Annotated in this window: 10 protein-coding genes and 1 pseudogene; 4 read left to right on the forward strand and 7 right to left on the reverse strand. The window is 42.1% G+C overall.

Features of this window, described 5'->3' with window-relative positions; genetic code table 11:
• Positions 1 to 1,293: aspartate kinase (locus I8752_RS20365; RefSeq protein WP_214434114.1), on the reverse strand; the 1,293-nt coding region annotated here is incomplete at its 3' end.
• 123 nt (positions 1,294 to 1,416) lie between these two features.
• Complete coding sequence (locus tag I8752_RS20370; protein ID WP_214434115.1) at positions 1,417 to 1,986, reverse strand: Uma2 family endonuclease; 570 nt, start codon at positions 1,984 to 1,986, stop codon at positions 1,417 to 1,419.
• A gap of 117 nt (positions 1,987 to 2,103) precedes the next feature.
• On the opposite strand from I8752_RS20370, the gene I8752_RS38100 reads away from it, so the two are divergent.
• From I8752_RS38100 to I8752_RS20380, 3 genes are read left to right on the forward strand one after another with little or no spacing between them, the layout of a single operon-like run.
• Positions 2,104 to 2,238 (forward strand): hypothetical protein, encoded by a 135-nt coding sequence (locus tag I8752_RS38100; RefSeq protein ID WP_263985669.1) that lies wholly within the window; start codon positions 2,104 to 2,106, stop codon positions 2,236 to 2,238.
• A 30-nt stretch (positions 2,239 to 2,268) separates the two neighbouring features.
• Complete coding sequence (locus I8752_RS20375) at positions 2,269 to 2,499, forward strand: DUF433 domain-containing protein (RefSeq protein WP_214434116.1); 231 nt, start codon at positions 2,269 to 2,271, stop codon at positions 2,497 to 2,499.
• Between the two features lie 9 nt (positions 2,500 to 2,508).
• Positions 2,509 to 2,871 carry a DUF5615 family PIN-like protein gene (locus I8752_RS20380; protein WP_214434117.1) on the forward strand — a complete coding sequence of 121 codons (363 nt, stop codon included), beginning with the start codon at positions 2,509 to 2,511 and terminating at the stop codon, positions 2,869 to 2,871.
• Positions 2,872 to 3,190: 319 nt separating this feature from the next.
• Here I8752_RS20380 and I8752_RS20385 read toward each other — a convergent pair whose 3' ends face one another.
• The 3 genes from I8752_RS20385 to I8752_RS20395 all read right to left on the reverse strand — a co-directional run bounded on the left by I8752_RS20385 (position 3,191) and on the right by I8752_RS20395 (position 7,843).
• A complete protein-coding gene (locus I8752_RS20385; protein ID WP_225895785.1) occupies positions 3,191 to 5,284 on the reverse strand; it encodes a tetratricopeptide repeat protein in 2,094 nt (697 codons plus the stop codon).
• A gap of 60 nt (positions 5,285 to 5,344) precedes the next feature.
• Positions 5,345 to 5,722: a DUF1565 domain-containing protein gene (locus I8752_RS20390; protein ID WP_214434118.1), complete on the reverse strand. Its 378-nt coding sequence runs from the start codon at positions 5,720 to 5,722 to the stop codon at positions 5,345 to 5,347.
• Positions 5,723 to 5,896: 174 nt separating this feature from the next.
• Complete coding sequence (locus I8752_RS20395; RefSeq protein ID WP_214434119.1) at positions 5,897 to 7,843, reverse strand: APC family permease; 1,947 nt, start codon at positions 7,841 to 7,843, stop codon at positions 5,897 to 5,899.
• Positions 7,844 to 8,269: 426 nt separating this feature from the next.
• On the opposite strand from I8752_RS20395, the gene I8752_RS20400 reads away from it, so the two are divergent.
• Positions 8,270 to 8,695, forward strand: a complete 426-nt coding sequence (locus I8752_RS20400; protein ID WP_214434120.1) for an acyl-CoA thioesterase — start codon at positions 8,270 to 8,272, stop codon at positions 8,693 to 8,695.
• A gap of 79 nt (positions 8,696 to 8,774) precedes the next feature.
• Here I8752_RS20400 and I8752_RS38960 read toward each other — a convergent pair.
• Both I8752_RS38960 and I8752_RS20405 read right to left on the reverse strand, forming a co-directional pair.
• Positions 8,775 to 8,987: pseudogene (locus I8752_RS38960) on the reverse strand (IS701 family transposase); the annotation flags it as partial.
• Positions 8,988 to 9,333: 346 nt separating this feature from the next.
• Complete coding sequence (locus I8752_RS20405) at positions 9,334 to 11,001, reverse strand: IS1634 family transposase (RefSeq protein WP_214434121.1); 1,668 nt, start codon at positions 10,999 to 11,001, stop codon at positions 9,334 to 9,336.
• Positions 11,002 to 11,206: the final 205 nt, after the last annotated feature.

An 11,206-nucleotide genomic window follows, 5' to 3' on the forward strand; every position in this document is an offset into this window, starting at 1 on the left:
CCCTGCTCCCCTTCTACCCCCCTGCTCCCCTGCTTCCACTTCAAAGGCGTTACGAAGTGCGGAGACGGCGCGATCGCATTCTGCTGCATCTACGACGCAACTGACTTTGACTTCGCTGGTGGAAATCATTTGGATGTTTACGCCAGCTTCGGCTAAGGTGGCGAACATCTTTGCAGCTACGCCAGGACGGCCAATCATGCCTGCACCAGCAATGCTAACTTTGGCGATATTTTGCTCGATCATCACCTCAGCTTCGTCAAAATTTGGGTTAGATTTACTTCTCAGTGCTGGGGCGATCGCTGCTGCTACTGCTTCGGCTCGTTTTAATATGGGTGTTGTGACGGTAAAAGCAATGTCATTACTGTTACCTTCATGAATTGATTGAATAATCAAGTCTACATCGACGTTTTGGCGGGCTATTTCACCAAATAACTTGGCTGCTACGCCTGGTTTATCGGGGACGCGCAATAAAGCGACTTTGGCTTGGTCTGTGTCAAATTCTACATGGTCTACCGGACGGGCAATTTCTAAATTTATGAGCGATCGCCCTTGGGGTTTGGCTGATGTTACCCATGTACCGGGGTCATCTGTCCAGCTCGATTTGACTACTAGGGGAACGCCATAATTACGAGCAATTTCTACAGCCCTAGGATGCAGCACTTTTGCACCTAAGCTTGCTAGTTCCAGCATTTCATTGCAGGTGATTGCATCCATCAGCTGGGCTTCCGGAACTAGGCGGGGGTCTGTGGTTAGAATTCCCGGCACATCTGTATAAATTTCACAAAAATTTGCTCCTAATGCCGCTGCTAAAGCTACCGCTGAGGTGTCAGAACCACCGCGCCCCAGAGTTGTAATTTCTAACTCTTCTGTGCTGGCTATACCTTGAAAGCCAGCTACTACAACTACTTTACCGAGATTCAGGTGACGGATGAGGCGATCGGTTTTAATATGCAAAATTCGAGCGCGGGTGTGTTCTGCTTCGGTAACAATTCCGACTTGAGCGCCAGTCATCGAGATTGCTGGTTGTCCGAGTTCTTGCAATGCCATGCTGAGTAAAGCAATGGTAACTTGCTCGCCAGTAGAAAGCAGCATATCCATTTCCCGGCGGTTAGGATTTGTGGAAATTTCATTAGCTAGTTTGACGAGTCCATCGGTGGTTTTGCCCATTGCGGAAACCACTACAACAAGTGAGTTTCCTGTTTTAACTGTTTTATAAACGCGTTGTGCAACAGCTTGGATGCGTTCGACTGAACCGACAGATGTACCACCGTATTTTTGAACTATGAGCGCCATAACTTTTTTATTGAATGAAGTAGCCTAATTTCATTAACGCTTCCGCCGGGTTAGGAAACTTTGAAGGCCTTAATAGATATTTAGTTTACTAAACATCGTGTAGCATACTTCATGATAAGTCGATTATGCAAAAACTACATCTTCGTAAAGTGATACTATTGTCTCCTGGAAATCCACACTGTTAAGTCGAAATGATTGATTTTCTGATGTGTAAGATTGTAAAATCCATAGCCCCTCATCATTGCGACGAAAACACTCGACTCGCTGACGTTTGGTATTAATTAAAGTATATTCTTGGAGGCTTTCCAGTGCTTGGTAGTCAGCGAATTTGTCGCCGCGGTCAAAGGCTTCGGTAGAATCAGATAAAACTTCGACAATTAAACAAGGAAATCTTTTATAAGCTGGTGTTTCTCGATCGCGTGGGTCGCAAGTAACCATAACATCAGGATAGTAAAAGCGATTTAGAGATTCAATTCGTGCTTTCATGTCAGCGATGTAAACACGACACCCAGTACCGCGTACACGATCGCGCAGGAGAACAGCAAGGTTTCCGGCAATGGTAACATATGGATCGAGTACTTCAGCCATTGCGTAGATGTAGCCGTCGATGTATTCATGTTTAACAGAGTTTTGTTCCTCTAGTTGGAGGTACTCTTCAGGGGTGAGGTAGTTGTGTTGAGGAGAAGTTTTCATAGTTGAAACTTCAAAGCTTGAGCGATCGCGATCGCGTTTACTGAGTTATAGGGTAGCGTTTGCTGTTGATTGAAGTTGGTTTTTGAGTGCGATCGCATAGCCTTATCTTGATGCAACTTGTCAACTTTGCCCGAAGTTTATCTTGGAATCTGGGAATTTGATGTGCGATCGCTTGTAAGTTTACAATCTAAAGGGGAGCGATCGCCTTTACAACACCATCATTCCACCCAGAGAGATGAAGCCCAACAGTAAAGAGAAACGAGATTTTAGAGAGAGAATTTTATGTTAGGTCTGGACAGAGTTACATTTGACTCTAGCATTATGGGTGGACAAGCTTGCATTCGAGGGATGCGAATTCCAGTTTCTTTAGTCGTAAATTTGGTAGCTAATAGCAAACCTGTAGCGGAGATTTTAGAAGAATATCCCGATTTAGAACCAGAGGATATTCGTCAATCTCTACTTTACGCGGCGTGGTTGACTCAAGAGCGGGTTTATCCCTTCAAAAGTGCTTAAAAAATAATAATGAAGTTTTTGGCAGATATGGGAATTTCATTACGCACTGTATTTTGGTTGCGTAGTGGTGGTTATAATGTGGTGCATTTGCGCGATGAAGGTTTGCAAAGACTATCAGATGATGAGATTTTAATTAAAGCCCGTGCAGAAGGGAGAATTTTATTAACTATAGATTTAGATTTTGCCCAGCTTTTAGCAGTTAGTGGGGATAGTTTACCCAGTGTCATTTTGTTTAGGTTAGGGAATGAAAATTACGATGCAATTAATGAACGGTTGACGCAAGTTTTGCGTGAATGTCAAGAAGATTTAGAGGTAGGGGCAATTATTTCTGTAAATAATGAAACTTTTCGGGTGAGGCGATTACCGTTATGAGTAAAATGAGACTGGTATCAGATGAGCGATCGCCTTTACAACACCATCATTCCACTTCAGAACTCGGAACGACTAGCTCGAAACTAAAACGTTGTCACTAGGAACAGAAACTTTCTCGTTCGGAACACGAAAGACCAAGTTCAGAACACGAAACTCCGAGTTCAGAACACGAAAGACCGAGTTCAGAACACGAAAGACCAAGTTCAGAACATGAAAGACCGAGTTTAGAACACGAAACTCCGAGTTCAGAACACGAAAGACCGAGTTTAGGCGATCGCAAATCTAACTTTTAACATGGTACAGTTTGTACAAAACTTGCCTATTCTGGATTTGAGGAAAGGCGATCGCGAAGATTTGCTAGATTTTCACGAGTAGTAACAGTATCAGGATGATCCACCCCTAACCGTTGCTCAGAAATATCTAAAGCTTGGATGAAAAGGAGTTCGGCTTCGCTGTATCTGCCTTGGTCACGGTAGACATTAGCTAGGTTGTTGAGGCTAGTGGCAACATTGGGATGTTCTTCTCCCAGCAGTTTGCGCCAAAGTGCCAATGCTTGGATGTAAAGGGGTTCGGCTTCGCTGTATCTGCCCTGGGAATGGTAAACATTAGCTAGGTTGTTGAGGCTAGTGGCAACATTGGGATGTTCTTTTCCCAGTAGTTTGTGCCTAAGTGCTAATGCTTGAGTAGACAAGGGTTCGGCTTCGCTGTATCTGCCTTGTAAATGGTAGACATTAGCTACATTGTTGAGGCTATAGGCAACAGAGGGATGTTCTTCTCCCAGCAGTTTGCGCCTGAGTGCCAATGCTTGGATAAAAAGGGGTTCGGCTTCGCTGTATCTGCCTTGGGAGGCGTAGAGATACGCTAGGCTGTTGAGGCTAGTGGCAACATTGGGATGTTCTTCTCCCATCAGTTTGCGGCAAAGTTCTAATGCTTGGATGAACAAGGGTTCGGCTTCGCTGTATCTGCCTTGAAAATGGTAGACATTAGCTAGGTTGTTGAGGCAAGTGGCCACATCGGGATGTTCTTCTCCCATCAGTTTGCGCCAAAGTGCCAATGCTTGTATGTATAGGGATTCGGCTTTGCTGTATCTGCCTTGGGAATGGTAAACACTAGCTAAGTCATTGAGGCAAGTGGCCACATCAGGATGTTCTTCTCCCAAGCTTTCTTTTATAGCTTCTAGACACTGCTGATACCAAGGTTCAGCCTGAGTATATAATCCTTGTCCAGTGTAAAATAGAGCGTTGCCGATGAAAGGACGAAGTAAATCATCATCATTGACATATTCAATGAGATTGTTTGCGACTTCAGCTATATGAGGTATGGTAGGGGTGACATCGGTGATTTGCTTAAGTGTAGGTGTTTCAGGAATATTTTTAGCAACTGCTACCACTACCTGGCAAAATGATCGCTTAAGTTCCTCTGCTTTTTCTAAACCTGTACACTTATATTGGAAAAACTGCCGCAATAGTGGATGCAATTGGTAAACTCCTTCGTCTTTTCGCTGGAGTAAATGCAAATTCAGCAACTTATTGTCTCTAATATCTTCTAAATCTTCAGCATCTTTCTCTGGTAAACACTGTTCCACCAACTTCCAAGGTATGGGTGCGGCGGCAAATAAACTTAATAAACAGCCCAATTGTTTATCACTGTCTTCTAATTCTTGCCAACTCAACTCAAAGGCTGCTAACACACCTCGTTGTGCTGTCATGTCGGCTTCCGACTTAGATTTAGACAAAGAACGCTCATCTAGTCGCTTGTTCTGCAACCGCCGCAACATTTCTGCTAAAGATAAATCCTGTTTCCGCGCCAGATAGCGCCCCACTAATTCCACACCCAAAGGTAAATATCCCAGCCACTCACACAACTGATTTGCTATAACTAATTCTCGCTCAATTCGCTCTGGTGTTTCCTTGAGTAAAGACCTCAACAACTCCAGCGCCGCCTCTGGTTGCAGCACATCCAAAGATAACTGTGGGATGCGTCCCAACTTCTGGCGGGTAGTCATCAACACTTTAAACCGGGAAGGTAGCGACTGTAAGTAAGGCTTAACTTCTTGGTAGTCGCCAACATCATCCAACACTAGCAGCACCTCACCCTCACGCCAACGCCGCCAGCAATATTGCACTTGCGCGAGTATATCAAAATCTTCTGGCGGCTTTAAATCGAGCTGCGTTCTGGCAAACTGCACAACTTGAATGCCCACATCCCCACTTTTCGCCAGCAACCAGCAAAGCCCACCGTTATATGTTTCGCGCTGCTGAATGGCATATTGCAGGGCGAGTTCTGTTTTCCCAACTCCACCCATGCCAGCGATCGCTGCTATTGCTACTTGTTTATTATCCTGCAAAAGTTGGTGGAGATTTCGCAATTCCTCTTCACGCCCGACAAATTCCACCACCCCACTCAAGGGCAAATTTTGCGGTATTTCAGTAGAGGGATTTAACTTTACCCGTTCCCCTTCGGGCGACTCTAGTCAAAAATTAAAGGTATTGCCAGAAATGGTATTAGTCCCACCTTTAATGTTTATCCCCTGCCAATTTTCAATAATAGTATTCGTCAGTTTCGGTTGTGCCTCCTTGGCTACAGCTTCCACTGCTTCAGCAATCTCAGCGTCTTTCTGCGCCGCTTCCTCTACTTGCTGCCCAATCAGATAAGCCCGACTATAATCTAAAGGTAGTACTTGAGTCAGTTCAATCGCACTCGCCGTACTAGGTTCTTTGCGCTTCAGTAGTGATAACAACTGTTCGCCTTCTTGCCAAACCTTTTCGCCGACGATTTCACCAGTCTTTTCAAAAGCTTTGGTAATGACTAAGGTTGCGATCGCCGCTGCTGTTAGTGATGCTGGCTCCATAAATTCGCAAAAATATACGAAATTATACTTATAATCCCAGTCTAACAGCCTTTAAATGCCTAATGAAGAGCAAATATAGCAAAGTGCTGAGTCAGTTGTCGTACAGACGCGATTAATCGCGTCTGTACAAGAGTCAGCTCCCTCATCTCCCTCATCTCCCCCTACCCTCTTCTATCACCCTCCCACATGAATACCAGGACGACATTCCGGGTCTTTCTCGGCTTTGCGAAGTACTTCACGAGTGACAACAGCAATATCGCCTTCACCAAACAAAATAAAACGCATCAAATATTGTACCGGGTTTCCCTCTACCCACCCAAAGTAAGCATGTGGAATCTTTCCTGTTTGGTCGCGGATATGAAGAAGTAAAGCGGCAATGGCGTTAGGTACTGCTGCACTTTCAGCACGCAAGATGCGGTAATTATTAACCTCCACTCCCCTAACTTTGATGACATCAGCAAATTCCGAAGCATCTGACACCATAATTTCTAGAAAGATAACAGAGTCGCTAGGCGGAATATGATTGTCTTCTCGTACCTCTTTTTCTTTGAGAAAATACTCTAGCTCGTCGCCTTTATTCATGCGATTAGCAATGATTCGGATTGCACCTTGGCTTTCCTCAGCGATGAATTGGCGAGCTTTTTCGTCCATTTCAATTCGCTCGGTTCGCAGTTCCGTGGAACGCCAAATCCGAGAAACTAATGAGGTGAAAACAATAGCCCCAATAAAGAACGAAGCAATTTTGATACCTTCCGGTCTTTCGATGATATTTACCACAGTGGTGTATATAAACACCAGCGTGATGGTTGCAAACACAAATGTGTTCCGTTTTGACCTCTGACGGTGAACTGATAAAGTTACAGCCAATGCGGCTGAACTCATCAACACCAATACGCCAGTTGCATAAGCTCCACCTTGGGCTTCGACATTAGCTCGAAAGATAACTGTGACAATAAAGGCAAGAGCTACATAGACTAATACTAAAGGTCGCGTTGCTCTTGTCCAATTAGGAGCCATACCATAACGTGGCAGATAGCGAGGCACAATATTCAGCAGCCCTGCCATTGCCGATGCACCTGCAAACCACAAAATAGTAATGGTACTTAAATCGTAAATTGTGCCAAAGGTATTACCTAAATAAAGATGCGCTAGATATGCAAGGGCGCGTCCATTAGCTTTGCCGCCAACTGTAAATTCTGCTGCTGGAATCAGTAGAGTTGTAATAAAGCTGCTGGTAAGCAAAAAGAAACTCATAATCACCGCAGCAGTAGTAAGCAACTTGCGCGTATTCCGAATACGTCCCTTGGGGCGATCGGGGGTATCATTGCTGCTACCCTTTACTAAGGGCATCACTGTCACGCCAGTCTCAAAACCTGATAATCCCAGTGCTAGCTTGGGAAATACCAAAATAGCTGCACCAATCATTAAAAGAGGGTTGGAATGTTGGGCATAAAGGGCTGTTTTCCAGTTAGCGATCGCAGATGGATGATTTAGAATCTCATACAGACCAACACCAACGACAACCAAGTTTAACAGCAAATAAATTCCTACCAAAAATACCGCAATCCCGATAGCTTCTTTAAAACCTCGCAGAAAAACCACGCCCAGTAATGCAATTAATACCAAGGTGATGGCAATTTCCTGATGGTCGAGAAAATTCGGGGCAAGCGGATTTTCGATAATATGAGCTGTGGCATCAGCTGCTGAGAGTGTAATGGTAATAATAAAGTCAGTTGCCACAAAGCCGAGTAAGCACAGGACAAATAGCTTACCTTGCCACCACGCTAGCAAGTGTTCGAGCATTGCGATCGAACCTTCACCATGAGGACTTTTAGCAGCAACACGTCGATAAATTGGTAAAGCTCCAAAAAGTGTCAGTAGAACCAAAACTAAGGTAGCTACAGGAGACAGAGCGCCTGCGGCTATTGCTGCAATTCCTGGTTGATACCCAAGTGTTGAGAAATAATCTACACCAGTAAGACACATCACCTGCCACCAAGCGTGTTTGCGGTGTGTTTCTTCTTTGCGGTAAGGGCCTTTCTTTTCTTGTGGGTTTTCTGCCAGCAACCAGTGCATAAATCGTCTGCTGACACTATCTTTGGAAGTAATTAATTTAGCCATCAAAAGATTACTTCTTTCATGGAATATATATATCATGCATAAGCATCACGTGGCTTTACTCTTATCAACTCTTTCTCAGTACTGACTTGTTGAGCAAAGAGCGCGCACCACCTTAGAGGGAGATAGTTAATTTAACATATATCAATTGGACAAAATCCTAAAACACTGGAGTGGATTTCATTTTATCCAATTCCTGGGCGCGAATATCATAGATTTGAACATACTATGTATTAGATTTGCATAGTATTTTATTGATAGTAAGCGCAAGAGGTGGATTGCGATCGCCTGCGGGATTAAAGATAATTTCCAAGCTGAAGTATCTTTGCTTCTTTCAAGCAAGATTTCAACTTCTGTAGAGTTAACAGTGACGCTGAAGTGAAAAAATTAATATAAAGTTATCTCAAACAGCGTCGCACCACATAATTCATGCAACCGTTCAAAACTCTACTACGCGTTCGGCACTATGAAATGGATGCCCTCGGACACGTCAATAACGCAGTTTACCAAAACTACTTAGAACAGGCAGCTATAGAACACTCAGAATATCTGGGTGTCAATTTCGATTTCTACCGAGAATTGGGTGGTGTATTTGTTATGCGGCGCGTAGAAATTGAATACTTACGTCCGTCCGTAGCAGGTGACACGCTGGAAGTTACCACTTGGGTACAGCAAATGCGCGGTACTCGTTCCTCACGATGCTACGAAATTCGCAAACAAAACCAAGATGATTTGTTAGTAACAGCAGAGGCGCTATGGGTATGGGTAGATAGAAAAACAATGCGCCCACGACCAATTCCTAGTGTAATATTAGACAAATTTTTGTGCATCCAACACCAGAGTGTTGGCGGGTGAAAAAGGCTTCGCCGTAAGGTAGAGGGAGCAAGGGGAGCAGGGGAGCAGAAGAAAATACGCAACTCCCCACTCAGCACCCTGTGTTATCAAACACTAGATATGCGTTCTCACTCACTTCGATGATCTCTTTAACATTATCCCAAAGCAACCTTGGCGTTAACTTTTCATTCTTGAGATAGCGGTTAATTTTATCATGACTAATCTGTTCTAAATGCTCTGCCAAATTTGTGAGAGTATAATTAATCTGACTAATTAACAAGTATTGGCAATAGTTAAGTTTAGTAAATCTCATCAACTACAAGATTTATTTTATGCATCCTCAACTAATTTTCTCATGATTTGAATAATATTTGACACAGCCGATTACTGTTACTAATTTCAGCAATGGCCTATAGGTCAGCCATTGTATATAGCCTACATTCCGCACCTGAAAGTGCCACAAAAGAAATGATAGGGAATATGTCCGCTAGTTTTTAATAAAAAACCAAAGTAATAAGGTATGGAAAGTCAAAAATCAAGCTGAAGTTGAGAAAAAAATGGATGGTTATAAAAAATACTGCATAAAAAAGTAGAGTTACTGAAAATAGAGTGAGTAACTCAAAAAAGTTGATAAAAGGAAAGCTGGAGTGAAATGACAATCAAACTAATAAATAGTAGCGACGACAAGCATTAGGGAAGAATTGTAATATCCATAATCTTTCATCAGAGAGGTTTGAGATTTGTGAAACACCATTAATAATTAATAAATGAATACCTTGGAAACATTGAAACATCCATCTGAGAGTGGGGCGGTATGTAAGTTTACCTAATTGGTTTTTTAGTTTTTGATTTTGAGCTAATAAACTTTCACGTAACCGTCTTTGACCTAAAGTATAAACCAACAAACATAAACCCATAATCATAGATAATGCTTCAATGCGCTCCGGTGATTTGATAAATATGCTGTCTGTCAAGAATAAAGGGTCTTTGAGAAAAGCAAATCCTCTCTCACATGATTGTTGGGCTTTATATTCTTTAATCATCTCTGAGTGACTCAGTTGGGATTCATGAATAACATTAGTTGCTAAAATAAATTTTCCCGAAGCGCGATTGTCTTTTTCGATTGCCTCTTTATCCTGTTCTAGCTGCGCTGAAATCTGATAGCAATATTTCCAATCAGTCTGAGAGTTATTTTTGCTTTTACTCTCTGGCTTTAACTGTTTTTTAAATATTTTAATTGCAGTCAACCGATGATATTTTAATTGCTCTGATAGATGTAATGCTGCTTTTTTCGCATCTCGATGACAAGCAAATTCTTCATTACATAATTTCGTGAGCTTTTGATGAGCATTTATTTGGGCTTGCTGAACACGGCGCATCAGTTGTTTAGAATCTGCTTTTTTCCGTTCTTGACTTTCAACTATTAGCCATCTTTGAGCGATACCAGCATAGTTACTAGACTTGACTATATATGAATAACCTGTTATTTCACTTTGGATTAAGTCTTTGTCGTCTATTTCTAATAGAATTTGCTTGGCTAACCCCACTGTCAATGGTACTCTGCATAACCATTTGAGGTTGTTCATCAAATTCAGGTTTTCGGCACTATATAATGCGCTGTCTGCTACCATTAACGCATCTATATCAATATTTTCTCGAAAATTCACGAGAGTTTTCGCAAAAGCTTTCGTATCTGATTGATTTCCTGATGCTGCTTTTAAAAAAATGGGAATATCTCCATCACTGCTACAAATTAACTCGATAATAAATTGTTTTAAGTCTGGTCTATGATCTCTTGAGTAACCATAGGTAATACTTATTGGTTGTGGTGCTACTTCTAGAACTCTATTTTCATTCTCTGTGACTGCATTTTTTTCAAACACTACTTCTGGTAAGCTTGTTTCATATTCTCCATGTAGGTGCATTGAACTTGAATCCAAGTGCAATGATGACAACTCTACTCCATATTTTTTTACTGCTGCTAACGCTACTAGAGTGAAGATTTCACTTAATCCTTTCAAATATAATTGGTCTAATACTCTTCCTAATCTGTCATCGTTTAAATATTCTGGTAATATCCCTTCTCCTAACAAATTTTCACAGGCGTAGCCATCCATATATTTAGGAAACATATATAACGTTCCTGATACAAAACCTAACCCATTTAATATCATTGCTTTAACTGCCTGACCCGCGCTTACCTTTTCTTGCGGGTGCTGTCCCAGTATTTTATTTATTTGGTCTACCAACTCTATTTCATCAATGATTCCTGCTACTATCCCCAGGTGATCTAAATTTTTTACTTCAATATTCAAGGGCGAATTCATTTTCACACTATTTCCCATCAACTATTTTTAGCTTTTCATGATGGAAGCTTATAGAGTGCTAATTTTATTTATTTTTTGACTTCTACCCTGATTCTGGCTATTAACTTTACTTCTCGGTTTTTATTGTCTCAATTTTTACCAATAGTCTGAATTTACTTACTGCTTTCTCTGTGTGCCAGTTTTAGGTGCGGAATGTGGGATACAA

Source organism: Dendronalium phyllosphericum CENA369 (assembly GCF_016056275.1).
GTDB lineage: Bacteria > Cyanobacteriota > Cyanobacteriia > Cyanobacteriales > Nostocaceae > Dendronalium > Dendronalium phyllosphericum.